The sequence below is a fragment of the Paraburkholderia polaris genome (genome assembly GCF_012927345.1).
GTDB classification, from domain to species: domain Bacteria; phylum Pseudomonadota; class Gammaproteobacteria; order Burkholderiales; family Burkholderiaceae; genus Paraburkholderia; species Paraburkholderia polaris.
On the sequence record NZ_JABBGJ010000041.1, the window covers coordinates 17,576 to 43,038 of the forward strand.

Annotated in this window: 21 protein-coding genes; 6 read left to right on the forward strand and 15 right to left on the reverse strand. The window is 62.1% G+C overall.

Translation table 11 applies throughout. The annotated features are described in order from the left end of the window. The 3 genes from HHL24_RS31990 to HHL24_RS32000 form a co-directional block, all read right to left on the reverse strand. A complete protein-coding gene (locus tag HHL24_RS31990; protein ID WP_169489306.1) occupies positions 1–1,380 on the reverse strand; it encodes a 3-carboxy-cis,cis-muconate cycloisomerase in 1,380 nt (459 codons plus the stop codon). A gap of 441 nt (positions 1,381–1,821) precedes the next feature. Further along, positions 1,822–2,481 carry a 3-oxoacid CoA-transferase subunit B gene (locus HHL24_RS31995; protein WP_169489307.1) on the reverse strand — a complete coding sequence of 220 codons (660 nt, stop codon included), beginning with the start codon at positions 2,479–2,481 and terminating at the stop codon, positions 1,822–1,824. Between the two features lie 10 nt (positions 2,482–2,491). After that, complete coding sequence (locus HHL24_RS32000; protein WP_169489308.1) at positions 2,492–3,196, reverse strand: 3-oxoacid CoA-transferase subunit A; 705 nt, start codon at positions 3,194–3,196, stop codon at positions 2,492–2,494. A 1,254-nt stretch (positions 3,197–4,450) separates the two neighbouring features. On the opposite strand from HHL24_RS32000, the gene HHL24_RS32005 reads away from it, so the two are divergent. Next, positions 4,451–5,380, forward strand: coding sequence for a LysR family transcriptional regulator (locus HHL24_RS32005; protein WP_169489309.1), 930 nt, complete (start codon positions 4,451–4,453; stop codon positions 5,378–5,380). A 123-nt stretch (positions 5,381–5,503) separates the two neighbouring features. Continuing rightward, positions 5,504–6,142: a GTP cyclohydrolase I FolE gene (gene folE, locus HHL24_RS32010; RefSeq protein WP_169489310.1), complete on the forward strand. Its 639-nt coding sequence runs from the start codon at positions 5,504–5,506 to the stop codon at positions 6,140–6,142. Between the two features lie 213 nt (positions 6,143–6,355). On the opposite strand, the gene HHL24_RS32015 is transcribed toward folE, so the two are convergent. Continuing rightward, the gene (locus tag HHL24_RS32015; RefSeq protein WP_169489311.1) at positions 6,356–7,261 is read right to left on the reverse strand and encodes a DMT family transporter; all 906 of its coding nucleotides are present in this window, start codon (positions 7,259–7,261) and stop codon (positions 6,356–6,358) included. Between the two features lie 333 nt (positions 7,262–7,594). Here HHL24_RS32015 and HHL24_RS32020 point away from each other — a divergent pair, with 333 nt between their 5' ends. Then, on the forward strand, positions 7,595–8,653 hold the full coding sequence (locus HHL24_RS32020) for a VTT domain-containing protein (RefSeq protein ID WP_169489312.1): 1,059 nt from the start codon (positions 7,595–7,597) through the stop codon (positions 8,651–8,653). Between the two features lie 64 nt (positions 8,654–8,717). Here the strand turns inward: HHL24_RS32020 and HHL24_RS32025 are convergent, their stop codons facing one another. Continuing rightward, positions 8,718–10,292 carry a sensor domain-containing diguanylate cyclase gene (locus HHL24_RS32025; protein WP_169489313.1) on the reverse strand — a complete coding sequence of 525 codons (1,575 nt, stop codon included), beginning with the start codon at positions 10,290–10,292 and terminating at the stop codon, positions 8,718–8,720. Between the two features lie 113 nt (positions 10,293–10,405). Next, the gene (locus HHL24_RS32030; protein ID WP_169489314.1) at positions 10,406–11,275 is read right to left on the reverse strand and encodes a CHAD domain-containing protein; all 870 of its coding nucleotides are present in this window, start codon (positions 11,273–11,275) and stop codon (positions 10,406–10,408) included. A 423-nt stretch (positions 11,276–11,698) separates the two neighbouring features. On the opposite strand from HHL24_RS32030, the gene HHL24_RS32035 reads away from it, so the two are divergent. Continuing rightward, positions 11,699–13,285, forward strand: coding sequence for an inorganic phosphate transporter (locus HHL24_RS32035; RefSeq protein WP_169489315.1), 1,587 nt, complete (start codon positions 11,699–11,701; stop codon positions 13,283–13,285). A 111-nt stretch (positions 13,286–13,396) separates the two neighbouring features. Here the strand turns inward: HHL24_RS32035 and ppk2 are convergent, their stop codons facing one another. Beyond that, positions 13,397–14,323, reverse strand: coding sequence for a polyphosphate kinase 2 (ppk2, locus tag HHL24_RS32040; RefSeq protein WP_169489316.1), 927 nt, complete (start codon positions 14,321–14,323; stop codon positions 13,397–13,399). A gap of 193 nt (positions 14,324–14,516) precedes the next feature. Beyond that, a complete protein-coding gene (locus HHL24_RS32045) occupies positions 14,517–14,945 on the reverse strand; it encodes a VOC family protein (RefSeq protein ID WP_169489317.1) in 429 nt (142 codons plus the stop codon). A 246-nt stretch (positions 14,946–15,191) separates the two neighbouring features. Between HHL24_RS32045 and HHL24_RS32050 the strand changes: the two genes are divergently transcribed. Then, positions 15,192–16,238, forward strand: coding sequence for a S1C family serine protease (locus HHL24_RS32050; protein WP_169489318.1), 1,047 nt, complete (start codon positions 15,192–15,194; stop codon positions 16,236–16,238). 206 nt (positions 16,239–16,444) lie between these two features. On the opposite strand, the gene ggt is transcribed toward HHL24_RS32050, so the two are convergent. The 6 genes from ggt to HHL24_RS32080 all read right to left on the reverse strand — a co-directional run bounded on the left by ggt (position 16,445) and on the right by HHL24_RS32080 (position 23,379). Continuing rightward, on the reverse strand, positions 16,445–18,178 hold the full coding sequence (gene ggt / locus HHL24_RS32055; protein WP_169489319.1) for a gamma-glutamyltransferase: 1,734 nt from the start codon (positions 18,176–18,178) through the stop codon (positions 16,445–16,447). A 230-nt stretch (positions 18,179–18,408) separates the two neighbouring features. Continuing rightward, positions 18,409–19,812 (reverse strand): MFS transporter, encoded by a 1,404-nt coding sequence (locus HHL24_RS32060; protein WP_169489370.1) that lies wholly within the window; start codon positions 19,810–19,812, stop codon positions 18,409–18,411. A gap of 258 nt (positions 19,813–20,070) precedes the next feature. Beyond that, on the reverse strand, positions 20,071–20,835 hold the full coding sequence (locus HHL24_RS32065) for a phosphocholine cytidylyltransferase family protein (protein ID WP_169489320.1): 765 nt from the start codon (positions 20,833–20,835) through the stop codon (positions 20,071–20,073). Positions 20,836–20,861: 26 nt separating this feature from the next. Then, positions 20,862–21,881, reverse strand: coding sequence for a flippase-like domain-containing protein (locus HHL24_RS32070; protein WP_169489321.1), 1,020 nt, complete (start codon positions 21,879–21,881; stop codon positions 20,862–20,864). Then, on the reverse strand, positions 21,878–22,699 hold the full coding sequence (locus HHL24_RS32075; RefSeq protein ID WP_169489322.1) for a HalD/BesD family halogenase: 822 nt from the start codon (positions 22,697–22,699) through the stop codon (positions 21,878–21,880). The genes HHL24_RS32070 and HHL24_RS32075 overlap by 4 nt, the downstream gene beginning before the upstream one ends. After that, positions 22,696–23,379 carry a CDP-alcohol phosphatidyltransferase family protein gene (locus HHL24_RS32080; RefSeq protein ID WP_169489323.1) on the reverse strand — a complete coding sequence of 228 codons (684 nt, stop codon included), beginning with the start codon at positions 23,377–23,379 and terminating at the stop codon, positions 22,696–22,698. Before HHL24_RS32080 ends, HHL24_RS32075 begins: the two co-directional genes overlap by 4 nt. 240 nt (positions 23,380–23,619) lie before the next feature. Between HHL24_RS32080 and HHL24_RS32085 the strand changes: the two genes are divergently transcribed. Continuing rightward, positions 23,620–24,054, forward strand: a complete 435-nt coding sequence (locus tag HHL24_RS32085; RefSeq protein ID WP_169489324.1) for a hypothetical protein — start codon at positions 23,620–23,622, stop codon at positions 24,052–24,054. 208 nt (positions 24,055–24,262) lie between these two features. Here the strand turns inward: HHL24_RS32085 and HHL24_RS32090 are convergent, their stop codons facing one another. Further along, the gene (locus HHL24_RS32090; RefSeq protein WP_169489325.1) at positions 24,263–24,835 is read right to left on the reverse strand and encodes a hypothetical protein; all 573 of its coding nucleotides are present in this window, start codon (positions 24,833–24,835) and stop codon (positions 24,263–24,265) included. Between the last annotated feature and the right edge of the window lie 628 nt (positions 24,836–25,463).

Sequence of the window (25,463 nt, forward strand, 5' to 3'; positions counted from 1 at the left end):
TTACTCCTTGGAAATGGCGCGCTTGGCGCGCGTGTGATGAAGTGCCAGCGCGGCGTCCACATAGGCGTGCGCCTGGCCGACGTATTGAGCGGGATCGAGCAGTTGCTTCAGGCGCTCGAGCGAAAGATGTTCGGTCACGGCGGGGTCCGTCGAGAGCACGTCGAAAAGCGTCTTGCGCTCGGCGATCGCCGCTTTCGACGCGCGCTCAACCAGATGGTGCGCATCGAGCCGGCCGATGCTGTCGCCGAGTGCGAGCATCACCGCTTCGCCGAGAATCAATCCGTGCGTGACGTCGAGATTGGCGGCGAGACGCGGCACATTCACGTTGAGGCCCGCGGCGATCTGTTCGATGTTAGCGAGCGCGCCGCCTGCAAGGCGCGCGAGATCAGGCAGCGCGTCCCATTCGGCTTGCCAGCCGCCGAGCGCGCGCTCGTGCTCCTGCACCATGCCTGCGAACACCGTGGCCACCAGCCCCGGCGCGCGCGTCGCGGCCGTCAGCACCGCGGCGCAACCCACCGGATTGCGCTTGTGCGGCATCGTCGACGAACCGCCCTTGCCTGCAGCGGCGGGCTCGGCCAGTTCGTCGATTTCGGTTTGCATCTGCAAGGAGATATCGCGCGCGATTTTGCCGAGCGTGCCGATCAGCATGCCGAACAGCGCCGCTGTTTCGGCGATGCGATCGCGCTGCGTGTGCCACGGCAAGGTGGGCACGGCGAGCTTGAGTTCTTGCGCCAGCGATTGCGTCACTTGTGGCGCCGCGTCACGCAGGCTTGCCAGCGTGCCAGCCGCGCCGCCAAATTGCAGCACCAGCACACGCGCACGCAGCGCATCGAGCCGTTCGCGATGACGCAGCAAAGCGTCGAGCCATTGCGCGAATTTCAGGCCGAGTGTGATGGGCAGCGCCTGCTGCAACCAGGTGCGGCCGATCATCGGCGTAGCGCGATGGGTGGCCGCGAGTTTCGCCAGTGCATCGCACGTGGCCTGCAGGCCGTTGTCGAGCAGATAGAAGGTGTCGCGCAATTGCAGCACGGTCGCCGTATCGATGATGTCCTGACTCGTCGCGCCCCAATGGACGTACTTCGACGCCTCGGCATCCGCCGCTTTGACGCGCGCGGTGAGTTGTTTGACGAGGGGAATTGCGAGGTTGCCGCCGAGTGCCGCGTCGCGCGCAAGTGCGTCGGCATCGAGTTGATCGGCATGGCAGGCGCCCTCGATCGCGGCCACGGCGCTGTGCGGAATCACGTTATGGGCAGCCGAAGCACGCGCGAGCGCTGCTTCGACATCGAGCATCCGTTGCAGCGTGGCACGCGGCGCCCAGATGTCGTTCATCGGCTGTGTGCCGCAAAGAAGGCCGGTCAGACGGGCGCTGGAGTCGAGCATGATGGCGTCGATGAGGAAATCGAAAGTGAAGGTTTCGCCGCGGCGATCTGGGCGCGCGGCGACGCAGACCAAGATGCACCCGAGGCGCTATCTATCGAGAGCGTACCGCACGCGGCGTTGCGGCGCATTCTGCTTCGAATGCCGACGCGACGCCTTGCCGTACCACCAGAATATCGGGTCACAGGCATGAAGCTTGCCCAAAGCGCACGCCAGACATGATTGGCGGCACGCTGGCGTGACGTAGCGGCACGTGAGCGTTGCCCGTTGCGTCGCCAGAGTTGCTGGTATCCGCTTAAGCGTCGCCGTTGCGTTACCAGAGTTGCTGGCATCCGCTTAAGCGGCGCCGTTGCGTCGCCAGCGCTGCGGTTGCCGCTTAAGTGTCGTCGCCTCGCAGCGTTTCGACTTCGCGGCAGCCTCTGTGCCGACGGCTGCCGGCTATGCTTAAGCCGCGCGAGCCGCCTGGGTGCCGTCGATCAGCGGCACGCCGGTCAGTTTGTGCAGCGCGTCGAAGTCGATGTCCGAGAAGATCTCGCGCACCACGAGACCCTGGTCGGTGACGTCAATCATTGCCAGGTCTGTATAGACGCGGTTGACGCAGTTCACGCCCGTGACCGGGTACGTACATTCCGCCGCGATCTTGCTTTCGCCCTGTTTGGTCAGGTGCTCCATCATCACGTAGACCTGCTTCGCGCCGATTGCGAGATCCATGGCGCCACCGACTGCCGGAATCGCGTCGGGCGCGCCGGTGTGCCAGTTCGCCAGATCGCCCTTCGCCGACACCTGGAACGCGCCGAGCACGCAGAAATCCAGATGGCCGCCGCGCATCATCGCGAACGAATCCGCGTGATGGAAGTAGGCGCCGCCCGTGAGCAGCGTGACGTGCTGCTTGCCGGCGTTGATCAGTTCGTCGTCTTCCTCGCCCTTCGCGGGTGCCGGGCCCATGCCAAGCAAGCCGTTTTCGCTGTGCAGGAAGATTTCCTTGTCGGCGGCGAGGTGGTTGGCCACCAGCGTGGGCACGCCGATGCCGAGGTTCACAAAAGCGCCTTCAGGGATATCCTGGGCAACGCGCTTGGCCATTTCATCGCGGGTCAGTTTTTTCATGTCGGTCTCCTCAGGCGGCGGTCGCGGATGCAAGTTCGGCTTGATGCGCAGCTTGCGGCACTTCGATCACGCGTTGCACGAAGATGCCAGGCGTGACGATATTTTCCGGATCGAGCTCACCGAGGGGCACCACTTTCGACACCTGCGCGATGGCCGTTTTCGCCGCGCTCGCCATGATCGGGCCGAAGTTGCGCGCGGTCTTGCGATAGACCAGATTACCCCAGCGGTCGCCCTTGAACGCCTTGATCAGCGCGAAGTCCGCGTGCAGCGGCGATTCCAGCACGTAATGCTTGCCGTCGATCAGACGGGTTTCCTTGCCTTCCGCGAGCTTGGTGCCGTAACCAGTGGGCGTGAAGAATCCGCCGATGCCCGCGCCTGCCGCGCGAATGCGTTCCGCAAGGTTGCCTTGCGGCACCAGTTCGAGTTCGATTTCGCCGGCGCGATAGAGCGCGTCGAACACATACGAATCGGTTTGGCGCGGGAACGAGCAGATGATCTTGCGCACGCGTTTGGCTTTGAGTAGCGCCGCGAGGCCGATATCGCCATTACCGGCGTTGTTGTTGACGATGGTGAGTTCGCGCGAGCCTTGCTCGATGAGCGCGTCGATCAGCTCGGACGGCATGCCGGCCGTGCCGAAGCCGCCGATCATGACGGTTGCGCCGTCGTGGACATCGGCGACCGCCGATTGAAGTGACTCGAAAATCTTGTTGATCATGTCGAATTTCCTTTTGCGGCGCTGCGTGCCGTGGGGCTCTGCCTTTGCAGGCAAGGGCTTGTGCGGAACGGTCTCCGGGCCTGTGCTGGCGGCGGCTCGCCAGTTGGAGATGCGGGCTGGCGCCTTTGGTTTGTTCGCTGCGGATTTGTTCGTTAGATGAACATGGATTCGTTTAGCGAACGCTCAGGCGATTATGGTTGCCCTTCGGGCGAGTTGTCAAGGCAGGGGATTCCCCTTAATCATAGGTTTTTGCCTGCCCGGCGGGGGGTTGTTTGCTCATGGCTGCCTGGCTTTTGGCGCCGTTCCCTTCCCTTCCTTGTCTTGTTCGTGGTGTCGGCGACTGGGGTTTGGTGCGGATCCTTGGATTGTTTGCCTGCGCGGCGCTTTCTGTCTGTTTGCTTATGGCGTTGGCCTTTCCTTGATTTGTTAGTGGTCTATTAGCGTTCGCCCCTGTGCGGGGCAGGCACTTACTTTCTTTGCCGCCGCAAAGAAAGTAAGCAAAGAAAGCGGCTCACACCGCTAATGCTAAGTGGGCACCGTTGCCTGGAAGAGATAGTGGCTCCGTGGAATCCGGGCTCCCACGAGCTCCACCCGCAGTGACTAAGGGCTCATCAGCTCCCACTCCGCACTGCGTGCGTCGCGGACGGGTCTGCCAGGGAAACAAGGGGCTTCGGTTTTGCGCAGCGGGGGCCGTCGGCTTCGGTTTTGCGCGGCGGGGGCCGTCGGCTTCGCCTCGGCGAGGCACAGCGGCACTTCATGGGCAAACCCGCACCCCGAAGGAAATGTAGGTGTGTCGCACTTGCACTTGCGGCAGAAAGGCGATGCGACGACGAGTTACGATGCCTGGCAAAGCGCAAGAGCCGAAACGCAGCGGGTGGCTTTACGAAGCACTCTTCGGCGCGCGCAGCGCCGCCGGAAGAATGACACCCTTGTCACTGACGCCGAATGTGCGAGAACCCGGATTCCACGGGGCCACTAGCACTTGCGGGCTACGGTTCCCACTTAGCATGAGCGGTTTGAGCCGCTTTCTTTGCTTACTTTCTTTGCGGCGGCAAAGAAAGTAAGTGCCTGCCCCGCACAGGGGCGAACGCTAATAGACCACTAACAATTCAAGGAAAGGCCAAAGCCACAGGCAAACAGACAGAAAGCGCCGCGCAGGCAAAGAAAACCCCACTATCCCAAATTAAGATTATTAAACTACCCTCTATCCATATCGCGAATACCCCCCAGCGCCGCAGGCAAAAGAAAACCAGCATGTCCGACACCACCCTGGATCTAAACCTGATCCCCTTCCTGGTAGCGATAGAAGACACCCGCAACGTCAGCCGCGCGGCGGAGCAACTCGGCGTCAGCCAACCCCGCGTGAGCACCGCGCTAGGCCGCCTGCGCGAATACTTCGACGATCCGCTCTTCGTTAGAACATCGAAAGGCATGGAGCCCACGCCGCGCGCGCTCGCCATCCTCCCCGCGGCCCGCGACGCGCTCCTGCGTATCGAGAAAGGCATGCTCGACGTGCAGGATTTCGATCCGGCCACGAGCACCCATACCTTCTCCCTCGCGCTCTCCGACGTCGGCGAAATCGTCTTCCTGCCGCGGCTCCTGCAACTCTTCGCCGAACGCGCGCCGTATGCGAATCTGCGCTCAGTGTCGCTCTCGCCCTCGCACGTGGAACGTGGACTCGAATCGGGCGACGTCGATCTCGCCGTAGGCTATTTTCCCGATCTGTCGGGCAATAACTTCTTCCAGCAACGGCTCTTCACCCATCGATTCATCTGCCTGATGCGCACGGGGCATCCCCTTTCGAAAGCCCCGCTCACACTGCCTCAGTACGTGGCGTCGGGACACGCAGTCGTGCGTGCCGAAGGACGCAGCCAGGAAGTCCTCGAACATTACCTGGAAAAGAAACGTATCAAGCGCCGCGCCGTACTTGAAACGCCGCACTTCATGAGTCTGCCGTTCATCCTCGCGCGTACCGATCTGCTCGCGACGGTGCCGCACGCAATCGGCTTTGCGTACGTGTCGGAGTATGCGTCGATCACGCTGGTCGAGCCGCCGCTGCCCTTGCCGCGCTTCGATCTGCGGCAGCACTGGCATCGCAAGTTTCATAACGATCCGCGGGCGAGCTGGCTGCGCGGTATCGTCGCCGAGCTCTTCAACGACGATATGGACGAGTGGCCGAAGTGAGCGCGCGCCCCGTCCGCGAACGGGACATCGACACGATGCGACGCAAAACATGGAACAATGGCCGCACTCATTGACCCCGCGCGCTCCGTCTAGCGTCGACGCGCGATCCCAGAGGAGCGACGGATGGCCAGCAGCAAAGCGAAGAAAACCAAACCCGCGGCCGCAGTAGACCGCCCCAGCCGCGAAGAAGCTGAAGCAGCCGTTCGCGTGCTGCTGCGTTGGGCCGGCGACAATCCCGAGCGCGAAGGCCTGCTCGATACGCCGGCGCGCGTGGTGCGCTCCTATGAGGAGTTCTACGCGGGTTATCAGGTCGATCCGCGCGAGCTCCTCGCCCGCACCTTCTCCGAAGTGGACGGCTACGACGAAATGATCGTGCTGAAAGATATCCGCTTCGAGAGCTATTGCGAACACCACATGGTGCCGATCATCGGGCGGGCGCACGTTGCGTACCTTCCCGAGCATCGCGTGGTCGGCATTTCGAAGCTGGCGCGCCTCGTCGATGCGTTCGCCAAGCGTCTGCAGATCCAGGAAAAGATGACCGTGCAGATCGCCGATACATTGAACGAAGTGCTGCAACCGGCGGGCGTCGGCGTGATTCTCGAAGCCGCCCATCAATGCATGTCCACACGTGGCGTGCACAAGGCCGGGGTCACGATGGTCACCTCGCGCATGCTGGGCACGTTCCGTACCGATCCGTCGACGCGGCGCGAGTTTTTGTCGATCGTGGGCAATCCGGGTGTGGTGGCGGTCGCCAATACCTGAAGCCCGCACAGCGATTCGCTCGCGCCGTGGTGCAGGCTGCGGCGTCGAATACTGATTCCGCGCCCATCGGCCGTGCTTCATGCTGCGGCTTCAGGCCATCGCGCCGTGCACCGGGTTATGCCTCGCGCCCGGGTTATGCCTCACGCCCGGGTTATGGCCTCGCGCCCGGGTTATGGCCTCGCGCCCGGGTTATGCCTCACGCCGGATTAAGCCTCACGCCGTGCCGCGCATCGTACGCATCTTCCCAAAGGTGGCCAGCAGCACCGCACCCAACACGCATGCAACACCAGCAAGTTGCGCCGCGCTAACCGGTTCCCGCAACACGACAGCGGCCAACGCGACCGCGCTCACCGGCACGAGTGCGGTCATGAGCCCGGCTTCCGCCCCGCTGATGCGCGCAGCGCCCGCATACCAGAGAACGAAGCCAGCCACGGTCGGCACGAGCGCGTAATACAGCACACCGTTCAGGGCGCTCGCATTGAATGGCACGCTCCAAGGCCTCTCGAAGCACGCCGGCAGGATCGCCACCGCGAAACCGATGCCGCACATCAACGCCGACAGCGGTAGCGGCGCGACCGGCGTGCGCAACTTGCGATTGAGCAGGATGAAGAGCGCCTCGCAGACGATCGCCGCGAACACCAACGCGTTACCTGCCAGCGAACTGGCCGCATGCGGCACGGTGAAATCGTCGATACGCACGGTACACACCAGCACGCCCAAGGTGGCGAGGACAATCGCACCGATCAACGCGGGCGCGGGGCGCTCACCCAGCGCCAGCATGGCGACCATCGCCGACACAGCAGGCAAGGTGCCGGCAATCACGCCTGCATCGGCGGCCGATGCGAGCTTCATACCGCTGATCAGCAACACCGTATAACCGACGCTGCCCGCCCCCGCCTGGGCGATCACGAGCGCCGTGTCGTATCGATCGAGACGTGGCCAACGCACGCCACGCCAGCGCATCACCAGCACAAACAGGGGAAACGCGATGGCAAAACGCAATGCAGTCGCGCTGAACGGCGGCAATCCGCTTGCGATCGATTTGCTGACGACAACCGTGCTGCCGACCCCGATCATCGCCAGCGCGCAAAACAGATAGCCGACATACCGTGAATTCATGCTGCTGTCCTATTCCTTTGAACGAATAGGCAGATTAGGGGCGCGGACGCGCGCGGTCTTGAACGAAATTGCAGAAAAAGCGCCTGCCAAGGCTCTCGACGTACCGTCAGCTTCGCGAAATACTGACGCGAATCCGGCTTACAGCCAGGAGGAAACCGGCAGGCGCCCCAGCGTGGCCCATCGAGTATCCTGATCAAAACAGAACGCCACCCGCGACGCGAACCAACAAACCGGGCGGGTCAGTAGATGAACGCCCCAGGTACACACTTTGCGTCCCGGAACAACAGGCTCCCGCCGCAGTGCGGCCCAACCGCAACAACAGGAGTTCCGCAATTGATAGAGTTTCCGTCATCGGCGGTTTCAACCTGGGGCGGCGCAGTCGTCTTTCTCAACGTCCTGTTGACGCGCCTCGGCCTGCCGATCCCCGCGGTCCCCGTGTTGCTCTTCGCGGGCTCCGCGATTGCCGCCGGGACATTATCTTTCTGGCCGGTTCTGTTCGCCGCCGTGCTCGGCGCGCTCATCGGCGACGGCGCATGGTTCGCCGCGGGCCGCATCTACGGCCGCAAACTGATCGCCGCCTTAAGCCGGATCTCCCCGGCGGTCGATTCCAAGGTCGACACGGCTCGCTCGCTATTCGAGCGCTTCGGCGTGCCGCTCGTGTCGATCTCGAAGTTCGTCCCCGGGTTGGGACTCATCACGCCGCCGCTCATGGGTACGACAGCCGTGGACAGCCGCATCTACGCTGTGTGGGACCTCGCGGGCGCGCTGGCGTGGGCCACCTTCTGGCTGCTCGGCGGCGCCGCGGCGGAAAGGCAGTTGCATATGCTGCTCGCCCTCGTCAAAGCGCGCGGCGGCACGGTGATCGACATTCTGCTGGCCGCGGCGTTAGCCTATCTGGTGTATCGCCTGCAGCAGCGACGCCGCGAGCGGCGCCGTTTCGCGGACGCCGCCTCGGCGGCTGCGTCCCAAGCGACACCCAGCGGATGGCGCCGCATCACGCCCCCCAAGATCCTGGATGCCCGCCCGCCAGCATCAGCAGGCGAAGCACTGCGCTCTATTCCCGGTGTGCTGGCGCTCGACCCGCACTCGCCTGAACAGATCGACCTCGCGCTGCTCGCTTATGACATGGTGATTTACTGCATTTGCCCGGACAGCGCGACCGCCGTCGAGATCACGCAAAGGATGCGCCTGAACGGCTACACGCGGATTCGCGCATTGAGGGGCGGCCTCGACGCCTGGCAAAGGCGCGGGTTTCCCGTCGAACCTCTCTGGCTGTCGGACCAATCGACCACCGGCAAACGCACGCCGGAGCCCTACGGCGAAGCACGCGGCGCGGTGACGCTGCGCGGGTTCGCCCCTCGGCGCAGCAAAAGCGCCTGGGCAAGTCCCTGAGTGATCGCCCGGCCCGGCGCCGGAACGTCGTCACATGCAAGGCGCCGCCATCAGACGCCGCCGTTCACGGCGACGAATCCTGCGCCATCGAACGCCCCGCCCATACCGTCGAATTGACCCGGTTGCGCCCTGCCGCCTTGGCGGCGTATAGCTGCCGGTCGGCAGCGGCCAGCAGATCGAGCGCGTTTGCACCTTCCGCCGGCACACAGGTCGCGCAACCAATGCTCACCGTGACAGCGATCGCTTCACCATCGCGATGCAAGACTCGCAGGCTCTGTACTTTGTGGCGAATCTTCTCTGCGAGCCTGAGCGCGCCTTCGGCCGTTGTGTCCGGCAAGATAACGGCAAACTCCTCGCCGCCGTATCGCGCCACCAGATCGAGCGAGCGCAGCACCGTGGCCGAGATGCATTCGGCCACGGCGGTCAACGCCTCGTCGCCGCTAGCGTGGCCGTAGACGTCGTTGAATTGCTTGAAATGATCGATGTCGATGAACAACGCCGATAGCGATTGCCCGGAGCGCCGCGCGCGCCGCCATTCTTCGTCGAGACGCTTGTCGAGCACGCGGCGATTGCTGAGCCCGGTAAGCGGGTCAGTCGCGGCCAGACGCACCAGCGCCGCCTGCGCGCGCATCTTGTCGCGCAAGGCAAAAGCAAGCAGCCACGAGACCATCACGAAGACCGCGCCGAAAGCGAGCGTCAGCACGCCGGCAATCCTGCTGCGGCGCCGCCACGGCGCGAGCACTTCATCCACTGACGGCGCAACCACCGCAATCAGCGGCGCGCCCGGCACGCGTGCATAGGTGAACATCCGGCTCACGCCGTCCACCGCCGAGTTCGCGACATACGAGCCCGAGTTGTGCGCGGCCATCACCTGAAAGGTCGGCGACTTCGCTATGCTCGAGCCGATATCGCGCGAGGAAAACGGCTTGCGTGCGAGCAAGGTGCCGTCGTCCATCACGATGAACACGGAGCCCAGTTCGCCCGTGTTGATCCGATCAAGCAGACGCTGAAAGTATTCGATGCGAATCGCCAGAAGCGCAATGCCGCCAAATGTGCCATCGGCTTCGTTGATGCGACGTGTGAGACCGATCGAAAGCTTGCCGTCACGCAGCCGCGAGCGGTACGGGTGGGAGAAATAGAGCCCGACGGCCGGACTGCGTTGATGCACCAGAAAGTAGTCACGGTCGGCCAGGCTGACTGCGGCATCGACCTCGCCGTTCTGTGAAGCGATCACTCGACCGTCCGGGCCAATCACATAGGCACCGCCGAGGTAGGCCGCCGTGGTTGCGCGATCGAATAGCACTGCTCGCCGCAAGCCCCCAGACAGGGTCCACGTACCAGGATCGCGTGCCCCGTCTACCATCGCCTCCAGGGACAAATCGTAGATCTCAACGTTTCGTTCGAGATCGGTGGAAATGATCGAGACGAGATTTTGTGCCGTTTCACGCGCATGGTCGAGCGCGTCGGCGCGACCGCTGCTCAGCGTCAGAAGCGTCAACCCGGCCATCGCCACGGCGACCAGGGTGCCGGCCACGCCGGCGAAAAACGGGTGGTTGCCCACGTAACGCGCCACACCGGTCCCACCGGCGCGCGACATGAATCGCAACCGTCGACGCAGCGAGAGCGTTTGATGTGCCACGTGCGCATCGCCTCCTTCGCAAAGGGTCCACCTGACCGATCAGGTACGGACGCAAAATCTATGTGGTTATTCGGGCCGCTTCGCTCGAGCATGCGGCCGCCTCTTGAGCCGCATCACAGTTTGCGCAGCAGTCCCACTGCCGCGCGCATCCGGCGTTTGCGCTCCTTCCCGAGCCAATGAAGCACTGCATCGGTGTCGCCGGACCCGGCCAGCAAGCCCATATTGTCGCGCAGCAGCATCTCGCTTGCGACAATATCGTTCAGCGTACCGAAACGCTTCTGAATCTGCTTTAGCCGCTTCAGGACACGTTTGTGGCTGCCGTCCAGAACCGGCTCGAAAAACTCGAGCAGATACCGCACTTTTTTCCCCGCCTTTCTGACGTCGTGAAATGCGGTGTAGTTGGAGCGCTTCGCATGAGAGGCCCGTTTTATGCGCTTTTTCAGCGAACGTTCAGAAGCGGCCACGCGCTTATCGACAAATTTTCGCAACGGCACGCGCTCGTGGGCCGTGTTCAATTCCTTACTGGCACTGGTCAGGGCATCTTGCAGCAGATGTTTGACGTCCGCGTTCGAAAGCGTTTCACGACTCGTCGCCAACGCGCCGCCGCGCGCCTCCTCGAGCTTCGGTGCCATCTCGTGCGCAACGCGCCCGTCGTGGGCAATCAGTTCGATCAGAATGTCCCAATCGCGCGTCTTGCCGGCTGCCGTCGCCAGATACTTATACAGCGCCCGTTGGCGCGTATTCTCGCCTTTGTCCAGCAAGGGTCCGAACGCCCACCACAACGAGCGCAACCGCCGCAGCGATACGCGCAATTTATGCAGCGCTTCGGGCGATGCGTCTTCGCGCAAAGCATTGGCGTATTCGATCGCCTCATCGACGAGAGGCGCCGCGTACGACGCGAAGGCCGACTCCGCAGAGCACGCTGCGCCGGCCGGCTTGCTATCCGCAGCCTGTTTGTCGATCTTCCGGCTCTCGCGCTTCATCGAACGTCCTTCAAAAGTCCCGTTATAAGTCCCGTTATGTCAGCCTAGCAAAAAAAGGTCCCGGTGGATATCCGCTCGCGGGTCGCCTAAACTGCACGAGGATCGCCGTAGGAAAATGCGCGTTGCATGGTCGTAAGCCACCGCAAATCGTGGCGGCCGCCAGGGTCGCGCGAGTCTGAATGCGATCTTGGCGACAGTTGAACCGGAAAATCCATTCCGCCGTACAGGCGCACTTCGCGTAGTTCTTTTCGGACCGCTTATCATTCCGGCCCGCCGCACAGGCGGGGACCTATCCTTTAGCGTCAATCACCGCGCACTTCCCGCGAACATCGGTCCCGCATAGCTGTCACGCCATTGTCATCATAACGACACATAGGCACCGCAGGATCGGCAGTTCCGCGACAAACTTTTGAGGCTCATGCCATGCCGGAACTTTCGTACCCACAACCGGGCTCTGCAAGTGGAAAGGGGCGCAGTATCGGCCTGATCATCTTCCTCGTTGTGATTGCGATCGGCGCTGCTTATTGCGCCATGCATCTGGCGGACGATTTGCAACCGGTTCGCGAAGCCTCGTTTTTGCCCTACCTGCTACTCGGCATTGCGCTCCTGATCGCGCTCGGCTTCGAATTCGTCAACGGTTTTCATGACACGGCCAACGCGGTCGCCACCGTGATCTACACGCATTCGCTCGCGCCGAACATTGCGGTGGTCTGGTCCGGCGGATGGAATTTCATCGGTGTGCTTACTTCAACTGGCGCGGTCGCGTTCGGCATTCTGCAACTCCTGCCCGTCGAATTGATTCTGCAAGTGGGCAGCAGCGCGGGCTTTGCGATGGTCTTCGCACTATTGATCGCTGCAATCATCTGGAATCTGGGCACCTGGTATTTCGGACTGCCGTCGTCGAGCTCGCACACGCTGATCGGCTCGATCATCGGCGTCGGTCTGATGAATCAGCTGATGCACGGCGCGAACGGCACGAGCGGCGTGGACTGGAATCAGGCGCTCGGCGTGGGCAAGTCGCTACTGTTTTCGCCGCTGGTCGGTTTTCTTGCCGCCGGTTTACTGCTGCTGATCCTCAAGGCCGTGGTGCGCGTTCCCGCGTTGTACGCGGAGCCGAAGGGGAAGGAGCCGCCGCCGTTCTGGATTCGCAGCCTGCTGATTCTGACCTGTACCGGCGTTTCGTTCGCGCACGGTTCGAACGACGGACAGAAAGGCATGGGTCTCATCATGCTGATCCTGATCGGCACGGTGCCGACGGCCTACGCGCTGAACAAGGCGGTCACGCCGGCGGAAACGCAGACCTATCTCGCGGTCGCACATCAGGCCTCGGCCACGCTCGCCAGGTACACCCAAGGCGCGGCGCCGTCCGCCAATCCGCGTGCCGATGTCGAAGCGTATGTGCGCACGCGCCAGTTGACGCCCGCCACGTTACCGGCCTTGCAGCAACTGACCGATCTGATCGGCCAGCAGGTCAACGAGTCCGGATCGATAGCAACCGTGCCGCAAAACATCGTCGATAACGTGCGCAACAACATGTATGTCGCGTCTGAAGCAATTCGCCTGATGGAGAAGAGCAAACAACCGGCCTTCTCGCCGGCAGACGCCAAGGCCATCGACAACTTCAAGGCACAAACCGATCACGCCACCAAGTTCATTCCGACGTGGGTCAAGGTTGCGGTCGCTATCGCCCTTGGTCTGGGCACGATGGTCGGATGGAAGCGCATCGTCGTGACGGTCGGCGAGAAGATCGGCAAGCAGCATCTGACCTATGGGCAGGGCGCGGCGGCTGAAGTGGTGGCGATGCTGACAATCGGCGCGGCCGACATGTACGGCTTGCCGGTCTCGACAACGCACGTGCTGTCGTCAGGCGTGGCCGGCACCATGGCGGCCAACGGCTCCGGCTTGCAATGGGGTACGGTGCGCAGCCTGATTCTCGCCTGGGTGCTGACGCTGCCCGTTTCGATCGCGCTGGCCGGGGGCTTGTACTGGTTGTTCCGGCTGGTGTTCTGAAATCGCTGTAACCACTGAAACCGCTGGTGCCGGGTGCAAATCCGGCGACGGTGAAAGTAAAAGAGCGCGGTCTTTACCGCGCTCTTTTACCTTCACCAAGCTGACACCCGATCAATACACTTCGGGCACGATCATCGACGAAGGCACCGGCTGGCGGCTGTATTCGTCGTGATAGACCCGCGCCGGCAACTCGACGCGCGAATGTTCGATCTCGTGGTACGGCACCTGGCTCAGCAGATGGTGAATGCAGTTCAGACGCGCGCGCTTCTTGTCGACCGCCTGCACGACCCACCAGGGCGCCTCGGGAATGTGCGAGCGCTGCAGCATGACTTCTTTCGCCTGCGTATAGGCTTCCCAGCGACGCCGGCTTTCCAGATCCATCGGACTCAGTTTCCACTGTTTCAGCGGATCGCGGATGCGGTTCTGAAAGCGGATTTCCTGTTCTTCGTCGGTGATCGAAAACCAGTATTTGAGAATCTGCACACCGCTTCGCGCCAGCATCTTTTCGAATTCCGGCACCGAGCGGAAGAACTCTTCGTACTCGTCGTCGCTGCAAAAATTCATCACGCGTTCGACGCCCGCGCGGTTGTACCAACTGCGGTCAAACAGCACCATTTCTCCGCCGGCCGGCAGATGCGACACGTAACGCTGGAAATACCATTGTGTGCGTTCGCGGTTGTTCGGCGCCGGCAACGCCGCCACACGGCACACGCGCGGATTGAGCCGCTGCGTGATGCGTTTGATCGCGCCGCCCTTGCCGGCCGCGTCGCGTCCTTCGAATATCACCACCAGACGATGCCCGGTTTGTACGATCCAGTCCTGCAGTTTGACGAGTTCGCCCTGCAACCGGAACAGCTCGCGGAAGTACACCTTGCGCGCCTCGCGATGTTCGGGGGTGAAGCCCTCCGCACCGTCGATGATACGGTCGTCGACCTCCATTTCGAGTTCCTCGTCGTAGGCATCGATGAGGTCCTCCTCGAAACGACGCTGCCGTTCTGCCATGACTTCGGCCTCGGGTCTCGGGTCCAGCTCTTTCATTGCGACTCTCCTGGCAACGGAAATGGTTAGGCGCGCGGCGCATGCGCATCGCGAACGGGTTCGATTATCGAAGCGCGAAGTGTCAGCCGTGTTACCAGCGCGGCAGCCGCGCCTTCGGCGCGATAGGCGTTCGCCAGCAGCCTGCGCGCCTTATAGCCGTCCATGATAGCGAGTTTAGCGCGACCGCCGGCCGCTAACGCAATGGCTTCGCGAAGCTGAGTTCGTGGCCATCGGGATCGGTGATGTGGAAATAGCGCTCGCCCCACGGTGCATCGGACGGTTCGAGCGACGGCTTCAAACCCGCCGCCAGCGCCTTCCGGTAGAGCGCGTCGACGTCCGACACATAAATGATCACGCGCCCCCACCAGTTGACTGGCGCGCGCGTATCGACGATCAGGTTCAGATACGAACCGCCGAATGCAAACGACGTGAATGCTTCGTGCGAACCGCCAAATTTGATCGGAAAACCAAGTGCTTCGTAAAACAGCACAGCGCGAGGCATATCACCGGTGGCGAGCGTGATGGCGCTGAGCGACTCGATGCGCGGCTCGCTCGGTTCCGTCGGGTCTGCCGGCGCGCTCGACGAGGCAGAGGCTGCGGCTGATGTGGCGGGTGAGTTCATGGCGGCTGTCTCCTTGGCATGACGACGCCTGACGGCTTGCATGACGTGTGCCCGGGCGTTGCGAGCATCGGCGTGGGCGTCGGTCCAGACATTGGCCCGCGTTCCCGCTCGGGCAACGACCCCAGCTTTGGCGTGACCGGACACAGGAAAGTGTCTCATAGTCAGCCTCGCGCATCCCACCCCGCCCGCACTTGAAAACCCGTTCACCGCCCCGCATCTGGATTTCCGTTTATCCGGAGCATCGCCATGGGAAGCCGTCCACGCTTCATCGATGACCTGTCGCGCGCCGCATCCGACGCCCCCGGGCCCGATCCACTCAACGCTTTATCCGACGACGCCCTGCTCGACGCCTATTCCCGCACCGTAATCGGCGCGCTGGAACGCGTTCAACAGGCAGTCGCCTTCATTTCCGTCGAACGCCGGCTACCCGGCGCCCCCTCCGGGCGCGACAGCCGCGGCGCGCGCGGCGGCACGGGCTCGGGCTTTCTGTTCACGCCCGACGGCTATTTGCTCACCAACAGCCACGTCGTGCATGGCGCGACGCACATCAAGGTGACGCTCGCCGACGGTGCGAAATTCGACGCCGATCTGGTGGGCGACGATCCCGGCAGCGATCTGGCCGTGCTACGCATCGGCTCGCCCGAGCCGTTGCCGCACGTCGAACTCGGCGAATCGTCGAAGTTGCGGGTCGGCCAAATCGCGATCGCGGTCGGCAATCCGCTCGGCCTCGCGCAAACCGTGACGACTGGCGTGGTCTCGGCGCTTGGTCGCTCGCTGCGCTCGAATTCGGGCCGCATGATCTATGACGTGATCCAGACAGATGCCGCGCTCAATCCCGGCAATTCGGGCGGGCCGCTGATCAATTCGGCCGGTCAGGTGATCGGTGTGAACACCGCGATCATTCCGGGCGCGCAGGCGATCTGCTTCGCCACCGCAATCGATACGGCCAAGTGGGTCATCATGCAGATCTTCGCGCACGGCCGCGTGCGGCGCGCGTACATCGGCGTGGCCGGCACCACGCGGCCACTGTCGCGCCGCGTGCAGCGCTATTTCGGCCTGGGCTCCGAGAGCGGCGTGCATGTCATGGAAATCGTCAAAGGCAGCCCGGCCGCACTCGGTGGCCTGCGCACCGACGACACGATCGTTGCGATCGATGCGCTTGCGGTGCAAGACGTCGATAGCCTGCAACGTACGCTCGACGCGTCGCGTATCGACAGACCCGTCAATGTGACCGTGTTGCGTGGCGCGCAACGGCTCGAATTGACCTTGACGCCGGTCGAGCAGACAAGCTGATTCGCTCGACTACCGGCGGGGGAAAACGCCTCACGTTCAAGCGAGCTCGGGGATAAATGAGCCCTCACGCTCCATCAATCTCACAGATAGGAAAGGCCTCAGCGCTCAATCGAGCGCGAGGCCTTTTTTCTGCACGCGGCGCATCCACAAAGAGGCGCCACAAAGATGCGCCGCTAAGATGCACCTAAACGATTCAAGTCAAACGCTCACTGAATCACCCGCGTCACACCACGGCCGCGCGGATCGGCTGCGGCTTCCGGCGTATCGCCATTGACCTTGATCGCCTGGATGTCGCCGCTGAAATCCTGCCCCTCCAGCTTGTAGCCCTTGGCTTCGATCTGCTTGGCGAGCTCGCCGTCGATTGGCTTGTACGGCTCCCAGAAAATCGTGTTCGGCGGCAACAGCTGATGATGGAAGCGCATCGCGCCGACAGCTTCCTGCAACGGCATGTTGAAATCGTAGATGTTGTTGATCACCTGGAAGATCGACGTGAAGATGCGCGAGCCGCCCGGTGTGCCGATTACGAGCGACACCTTGCCGTCCTTCGTCAGAATCGTCGGGGTCATCGACGACAACGGGCGCTTCTTCGGATCGATCGAATTCGCGTCGCTGCCCACCACGCCAAACTGGTTCGCGATGCCCGGCTTCGCGGAGAAGTCGTCCATCTCGTCGTTCAGCACGATGCCCGTGCGATCCGCCACCACGCCCGAGCCGAAGTAGCCGTTGATGGTGTAGGTGTTCGATACCGCGTTACCCCACTTGTCGATCACGGAGAAGTGCGTGGTTTCCGCTTTCTCCGGCATCGAGGTGCCCAGACCGGCCTGAATGCTCTTCGTATCTGACGGCGTATTCGGATTGACTTCCGCTGCACGCTTTGCGATGTACGCGTCGTCGGTCAATTGCGCGACCGGCACCTTGTAGAAGTCCGGATCGCCGAGATACTGCGCGCGATCGGCGAACACACGTTTCTCGATTTCCGCGATCAGGTGCACGTACTGCGCGGAATTAAGCGTGACGTCCTTGAAGTCAGGCGCAATGTCGGCCTTCATCTTCAGCAATTGCACGAGACCGATACCGCCCGAGCTCGGGGGCGGCGCGGTAATCACGCGATAGCCGTTCCAGTCCGCCTGGATCGGCTGACGCCACACCGCCTTGTACTGCTGCAGATCGGCCTTCGTAATCAGACCGTGACCGCGCATGGACGCCGCGATCAGATCAGCCGTCTTGCCCGAGTAGAAGTCTTTTGCACCCTGATCCGAAATGCGCTGCAGCACGGCGGCGAGATCCGGTTGCTTGAAGTTGACGCCCTGCTTCAGGTTGCCGAAGTAGGTGTCGAAGTTGGTCTTGCCGGCAAAGTCTTTCGCCGCGTCGTCGCGGCGTTGCTGCAATTGCTCGCTGACCTCAAAGCCGTCGCGCGCATAGTGAATTGCCGGTGCGAGCACCTGCTTCCATTTGAGCTTGCCGAAGCGGCGCTGCGCTTGCCACATGCCGTCGACGGTACCCGGCACGCCTACCGCGCGATAGCCGAACAGGCTCATGTCTTTGATGACCTCGCCCTTGTCGTCGAGATACATGCTCTTGGTCGCGGCCAGCGGCGCGCGCTCGCGGTAGTCGAGGAAGTACGGCTTACCGTCGACATACAGCGTCATGAAACCGCCGCCACCGATATTGCCCGCTTCCGGATACGTCACGGCAAGCGTGAAGGCAATCGCAACTGCCGCGTCGACGGCGTTGCCGCCTTCCTTGAAAATCTGTTCCGCAGCGTCGGCACTGTACTTGTCCGCGGCCGCAATGGCGGAGGCCGTGAGAACGGCCGGCTGCGCTTTCTCGGGCGCTTTGGCAAAGGCCGGGGTGGCTTCGAGAAAACCGCTTGAAACAGAGACGAGTGCGACCAGCGCAAGTCCGCTAGCGGACGATTTAGCGTTGTGAAACAACTTCATTGGACATCCCCCAAGACGACTTCTTCATCTGACGAAAACGAAAGCTGCCTTGGGCTTATAACACGCGGATCCGCTATTTGCGAAGCTTCTGCACGCATCTGGTGCATGCTGCAGCACACAAAAACCGCGCCACTTCACGACGCTAATTTTCGCGGGTAGCCGTGTTCGAATCGGCATCGAACGCAGTAAACGCACTGCGCCACGAACGAGGCGCACCGCGAGTTGGACACTCAGGCGCTCCCGCGACTGCCGCGTGCGATTTCATCGCCGGCGCCCTGCGGCAAGCGCGCGGTCACCGGAATCGACAGGAACGAGAACAAGCCGACCACGAGGAACGCCGGCCAGAAATCGGAGAACACGATGGTCGAATGACCCTGTACGTTATGCGAGATCTGCAGCACGATGCCGGCGATAGTCACACCGAGCCCCAACGAAATCTGCTGGATCACACTCGCGACACTCGTCGCCCGGCCGACGTCGCGGCTCGGAATATCCGCATACGCCAAGGTATTCAACGAGGTGAATTGCAACGACGGAAAGAAGCCACCGAACAGCACGACACACCAGATCAACCAGTGCGGCGTACCGGGGGAAAACAGACCGTAGACAGCGATCGCCAGGCCCGCGCAACCGGCATTGAACATCAGCACCGTGCGGAAACCGAAACGGCCGAGAATGCGCGACGCAGCCGCCTTCATGAAGATCGAGCCAAAGGCGGACGCGCAGGTGATCGACCCCGACTTGAACGCCGTCATGCCAAGGCCTTCCTGCAACGCAAGCGGCAACAGAAAAGGCACCGCGCCGAGCCCGATACGAAATAGCGAACCGCCCACCACGCTCGCGTGAAAACTCGGAATGCGCAACAACCGCAAATCGAGCACCGGCAATTCGACGCGGTTCGCGTACAGCACGTAAATCACCAACAACACCACGCCGATCACGCACATGCTGACCGAAACCGTGTTGGAAACGAGTTCGCCGCCTACCAGCGAGAGCCCCAGCATGAATAGCGACGCCCCGCTCGCCGACAACGCGAAGCCGGTCCAGTCGAGCCGGCCGGGGTGCGCTTCGCGCACGTTGGCGATGTGCTTGTTCGCAAGCCAGATACCCAGCAGGCCGATTGGAATGTTGATGAAGAAAATCAGACGCCAGTGCAGATACGTCGTGATGAAGCCACCGAGCGGTGGGCCCACTACCGGCCCAAGCAGCGCGGGCACCGTCAGATAGTTGACCGCGCGGATGAAGTCCGACTTGGGCACCGAGCGAAAAATGATGATGCGCCCCACCGGCACCATCATCGCACCGCCGAGGCCTTGCACGAAGCGCGCAACCACGAAGGTGCCGAGCGAAGTGGACGCCGCGCACATCAGCGAGCCGGCCATGAAGATGCCGATCGCCGTGCGAAACACCGTGCGCGAACCGAAGCGGTCAGCGACCCAGCCGCAAATGGGAATGAAAACGCCGAGGCCGATGACGTAAGCCGTCACGGCAAGCTTGAGGGTGATGGGGTCCTGGCCGAGATCGCGCGCCAGAACTGGCAGCGACGTCACGATGACCGTGCCGTCCACGTTTTCCATGAACATCGCACACGCGACGATCAGTGGAACAATGAAAGTGCCTAAAGCGAGAGGCATTGGCATGACGACGGGTTGCAAGGCCGCCGGTGTAAAGCGGTAATTATCGCACCGCATCGACAACAGATGTTGCCAGGCGAAGCCTTTTTGTAGTCACGCGAATGACACGTTGCTATCCCGCACCCAATCGTTGAGCGCGCAACGAGGCAGCACTGACTACGAAAAACAGGCGCGAAGAAGAAGAGAAAAACCGACGCGATAACGAGCCGGCATACTGCCGGCTCACCATGCAATACAGCAGCAATTCGGGAGCGAGACTTAGCGCGATGCGCTGACCAGCGGTTGCAGCTGCGGCAGAATCTCGGTGCTCGCACGAGCGACGTCGTTCGGGAAGTCGATCTCGATCCACGGCGAGCCGGTCACGTCGGCCGTGTCGAACACCTGGCTGCGCTCCAGCAAGAGGTCGCGCACCGCTTCTTCGTGCGGCATGTTGGCCCGGCCGCTATCCACGTAGCCCGCGACGATCTGCGTGAAACGTTGCGCGGTTTCCTGGCGGAAGCGGAAGAAGCCCACCGATTCGCCGATGGTGTCGTACTCGAGATTGACGGCGAGCTGCTTGCGCAATTCAACCGGCACGCCGTCTTTCAGGCACAGCTTCACGGGCTCGTCACCGGCTTCGAAATCACGGTCGATCAACAGACGGTTGACCGTCTCGCCTTCGACCAGCGCGCTCAGAATGCGCTCGTCGTAAAGCACATCGGCGTCCATCAGCAGCACGTCGCCGCCACGCGTCAACGCCTCGGCCACCGTGTGCACCGTCAGCACGCTGCCCAGGTCGTAACGCGGGTTCAGCACGGTTTCCACCTTATGCGGCCAGTTGATCCGCTCCAGTTCCGCCTGCACCGATTCCGGCTGAAAACCGAGCGCCAGCACGACGTCTGTCACGCCGGCGGTTTCCAGCATTTGCAGATGCCGTTCGAGCAGGCTCATACCGTCGAACTGCAACAGGCACTTCGGGAACTGTGCCTGCGGCGGTTGCTGGAGACGCAGGCCGAGGCCCGCTGCGAGGATGATGGCACGCATGCGCAGTCCTTGAAAAAATTCGGAGATTAATCGACAACCGGTACGCGCCCCGTGGCGCGCCGCCGTTGCCAGCTTCGTTCGCTGAAGTGCAAAACCAGGAGTCCCGGCAAACCTAGCAGGATTTCACGTGCGCGCTTGGCAAGCGACAACGCCAGCGCCGCATCCGGCGGCAAACCCACGAGCGGCGCGAGCAGCAGATAACCGCCTTCCTGTACACCAAGCGAGCCCGGGATCATGAACGCTGCGCCACGAATCGCCTGCCCGAGACTTTCGAGCAGGAGTGCGTCGACCCAGTCGACCGGATGGCCGAGAAAGCGCAGCGCGAGCCACACTTCGACTGTGCCGACGATCCAGCCCACCAGACTCAGTGCGAAGCTCACTGCGACACGGCCGCGCTCGCGGTACATCGCCTTCACAGCGGCGTCGACGGCTTCGGCGCGTGTCATCAACGACGACCAGTCGCGCTTGCCGAACACTTTCGAGAGCACGCCCAGCAGACGGCCGAACAGGCCGCGCCGCTGCGCGTAATAGAAGCCCGCGATCATCGCGCCCAGCACGCCGGTGGCAATGAGCGTGGCGGTTCGCAGATCGTGAAGCGCACCATGCGCGGCGTAAGCGCCGAACAGCAGCAGCCCGAGCAGCGCGAAGACGATTTGCGCGAGCGCCTGCGCCGTGGTGCTGACCGTGACGGAGGCGGCCGCATCACGCATGCGCATACCGCGCTGGGACAGTTGCCGCACCATCACCACGGGGCCGCCGATCTGGCCAGCCGGCAACAGGCTATTCACCGACTCGCCAATCCAGCGTGCGAACAATGCATCGCGCAGCGTCACGTCGCGATGCACGCCGTCGCGCTGGCGCTGAAACAGCACCGAGATTGCGCCGGCGTCGAGCACCAGCGGCACGAGGTGAAACGCCGCGACGAGCACAAGCCCCCAGCCTGCCGCGGCCAGCGCCGAGGCAACGGAACCGAAACCCTGCCAGGCAAGCAGGCCGACAAAAAGCGCCGTCCCGATCGACAGCAGAATCAGGGCCGCGCGTGTCATGCGTGGTCCTTGCCGCGCTTCGTCATCTGACGGAAAACCTGGCGGAAACCGAAGTACGCGATCGCGTCCTTCATGTTCGAGATGAAACGGCGCCACGGCCGCATGTTCGGGTCGGTGACGTATTCGAACGTCAGCGACACGCGCATTTGGTTTTCCCCGGCGGGGGTGATGCGATGACGCAGCTTGTCGCCGTCGAAGAACACCAGGCCGCCCGGCGGAATCTGCACCGAGCCCGGCTGGTCCGGCACGTCCGGATTGCGCGTATGCAATTCGTAATCGAGCCGGCACGACGATTCGTCGATGACGCCGAGCAGCAGCGTGTAGCGGCGGCCGTCATAGTACGAAGTATCGTAGTGCCAGCCGATGTGATCGCCGGCACGCGTGTAGTAATACAGTGCGTACGCGTGCGGATCGTCCGCGGGCGACACTTGAAGTTTGTCGCCGCTGAGTTGCTCGAGCCAGCCGATCAGTTCCTTCGAGCGATACAGCTCGGCGATGAACGGCGCGAGGCGGTCGATCGTATGCCGGCTAACGCTGCCGCCCTGCTTGTGGCCCGGCAGATAATTGCGGTTCACTTCGTCGAGCAGACCCCGCGCGCTCTGGACGAGCTGGGCGGTGACTTCGGGCGCGAGGAAATCTTGCAGATACAGGAACGCGCCCTGCTCGGCAAAATCCTTGGAGAGGCGCGAGGTGTCGAAAGTGCGCGTGCGGCTCGCCACTGCGCGGTCAGCATTCGGTGCAGCCGTGGCCGTCAAAGAAGCCGGCGAACGTTCAACTGAAATTGGCGCGATCACGTCGTCTTCGGCGTGCATACTCATTCGCTGGCCCACATTTGACTGGTTTCAGGCGCCTTGGCGGGGGCGGCCGCCGAGCGCGCGACGCGCCAGTAATCGACCACGACCCAGGCAGCAAAGAGCGGCGCGCCGATCGATGCAACCACGACGAACGGCATGACGACGCTAGTCAACGTGACAATGGGTAGCAGATACAGCACGTCTTCGGTTTCGAAACCGCCGGCCGATGCCTGCTTTGTGCCCGCCTTGCCCGCCATATCCTCGATGCGCATGCGCAGGAAGAAAATCAATGCGACCGCAACGCCCGCAACGGCGCCGAGCCATCCGGGTGCAACTTTCAATGTGCCAACATGCGTCGTACCGATTCCCATGCCGACAAACAACATAACAGTCACGAGCGCGTCGCAAGCCAGATCGTAAAAATGACCGATCCGGCTCGACTTTCCGCCGATGCGCGCAAGCTCACCATCCGTGTGATCGACGAAGTTCGACAGTACGATCAGCAAGGCACCCGCATTGGCCCAGGCAAATCCGCCATGAGCGAGGCACAGCGCGCCAGCCAGACCAATCAGCAGACGCAGCGTAGTCAGATGGTTCGGCGTGACCCACGTGTCAACGAGCGGCGTGACAAGCCGACGGGCAAGCCTCGCGTCCCAGGTCCTGGGGGCCGGAACATTCAATGGAATTTGTGATCGGGAATTCATAACCCGGAAATATATACGGGATCGCGAAAACGTGCTTCGTTCCTTAACGTTTTCTTAAGGATCATGTGTTGCCGCTGCCTGACAGGCGCCGCGCAAGATATGCCGAATCACGTTAAAGTGCGAACCCAGTTGCGTCTGTCACGATGGATCACTTCGATGCGCAACGTCTTTCGGGTCGCGGCACCTGCTCTGCACCCGTTGCGAACACACTACATCGAACGCGGGTCCCCATTCACGCCTATGAAATGCTTGTTTTCTTCTGTACTCCTTGCTCTGATCACCGCGGCGTTACCGCTCACCAGCCACGCCGCAGCCCTCGACGCACCGCTGGCCTGCAATGAAAGCGGTCATCAGTTCATTGCCGACCTCGCCCAGCAGCAATTGATCGACCCGATACCGACGCGGGTCGAAAGCAACTCCATCAATGCGTTTTCGCCGACGCAGGGTGCCGACCTGACCGCGTTCGGCTTTCACGTTTTCGCGGTGGTCGGCTACGAAAAAGACGATCCGATGTTTCGCGTCGGTGACGGTGAACCGGTGGCCCGCTCCGCCTATGGCGTCGTGGTGTTGGGTGGCGAGTCAAAGGTCCAGAACGCGCTCGCCCAAGCCGGCAGCACAGCGATCGTCCATCGGGTGGCGCCGCTCGTGACGGCGATTTTCTGCAAGCGGAGTTGAGGCGGTTGGCGTTGCCATGTTGTCGTGGTCCAGGGTTTGGGTAGCGTGAGTGAATGCACAGCCGGCACGCACTCAGCCCCAAAACCGCATGGTTCACGCTCGCGCCGCGATGACGCGAGGACTCTATGAAGCGAATGTGAAAGTATATTGAAGCGCTTTGGTAATGCCGCGTTTGGCTATTCGTTAGCTGAACCCTGCCATCACCGGTCTAGCCCGGACGGCGGAATTCGTTTTCGACCCACGCAACGGCACTCGCCTTACTCAGCTTGAAGTTCGGCGCGACCTGCACTTGCGCGAGCTGTTCGCCAAATGCGTCGAGCGCGGTCAGCAGCGCGTACGGTTCGTCTTCGTCGGGGACGATGTCGAGCGTGATGTCGAGTTCGTCATTGCCATCCGCGCTGGCCACGCGCACTTCTTTATGCAACTGGGCGCGCAGTTGCTGTTCATGGCGGCGCAACACCTCGGACGCGGTTTTCACCAGCGTGTTGAACGCCGACGTGTCGAGCGGCTTGGGATCTTTCTTGTTACGGCCCATCGTCCAAGGGCCGACGAGCGCCGGTTCCGCTTCGCCGTCCTTGATCATTGCGACGGCCCAGCCTTCATCGTCTTCGTTCTTGATGACGCGCGCGGTCCAGCCGTCGTCGCGCCACAGACGCGCTTCGTGCAGGGTTTCGGGCTGCGCTTCGTCCAGGTGCTCGAGCGGGGTTTCGTGGATTTCGGACGCGCCTTCCGTCGTGGAGTCAGCAGCGGTGTCGGACGATGGAAGGGGGGTATCGGTCATTACAGGTTTACTCACGTTCGCGGGGCAGAAACACATCTCAAGCCTGCGATTCTACCCGCCCCGCGCACGCCGAATGCGGCCCCCTGACGAACGGACAAGCCGGGGCGCGCTCCTCGCCAATCGAAATAGTGCATTTCGTTATTCGCGGGAACTTATCAATCGATTATAAAAAATGTGAAAAAAACGCGGCCCGAAAGCCGCGTATAAAAAGATGAAAAAGACACCCTTGGTCAAAGGGTGAAGCGAATTGTAGAACCGTAATTCGCTGATATAGATAACACGAATTGGAAGAGTGCATTGCAGAAAACAGAACGAATCGAGTTCCCCGCGAAGAAGCGCTCGAATCCTTACTGATCATGACACGGCGAGAGCGTCGCGATCGAGCAACACCCACAATTTGACAAACAGTTACAGCGCTATCGCCTACCAGGAATTTTTTCTTTATTTACTCGCACTTACCCATCCCAAAATCCGCTATTACGAATTAGAAAATGTATTGTTGCGGCATATACGCTTAAAGATATAAATAGCAGGAATACACTTCGCAGCGGATCGTCAGGCAGCCGGCGGAAGCGGCGGCAAGCACTGGAATGCGATTCTCTATGCACTGTCCCGGAGTTATCTGAAC